Annotated in this window: 1 protein-coding gene; it reads right to left on the bottom strand. The window is 73.0% G+C overall.

The genetic code is table 11. From position 1 onward, the window contains the following. On the bottom strand, nt 1–441 hold a 441-nt coding region (locus EJI01_RS29030), incomplete at both ends, for a DUF5666 domain-containing protein (protein ID WP_221885745.1).

The raw sequence follows: 441 nt of genomic DNA, 5'->3' as shown, positions 1-441 counted from the left end.
TCGCACGCACGCGCACGAGGGTGCCGTTGGCGAGCGGACGCCCGTCGAGGCTGCCGCTCAGGACGGCGCCGCTGTAGTCGATGAGGAAGCTGCCGAGCGTGAAGGTGCGCCGCAGCGGGTCGAGGTTCTGGACCGTGCCGCTGAGGATCGGCGCGGAGGGGCTGCGCTGCTCCACGCGCGTGGCCCGCAGCACGCCGGCTGCCGCCGGCAGGCCCCAGACCTGCAGCGTCGTGTTCGGTGCGAGGGCCGCGAGCCCGGACGCATCGGCCCAGACGGTGGCGTTGTCGGTGGTCACCGTGGTGCCCATGATGACGAAGCTGCCCTGCGCCAGATCGACCGAGGCAAGCGGGCCGCGGATGTCGGCCGCCGAATCGACCCGGCGGGCCGTGCCGCTCGTGAAGTCGGCGTTGACCGGGCCGCTGACCTTCACGCTCATGCCCA

The organism is Variovorax sp. MHTC-1, assembly GCF_003984645.1.
In the GTDB taxonomy this organism is placed as follows: Bacteria; Pseudomonadota; Gammaproteobacteria; order Burkholderiales; family Burkholderiaceae_C; genus Variovorax.
Note: the sequence above shows the minus strand (reverse complement) of the source record. Positions and strands in the feature narration are given on the sequence as shown.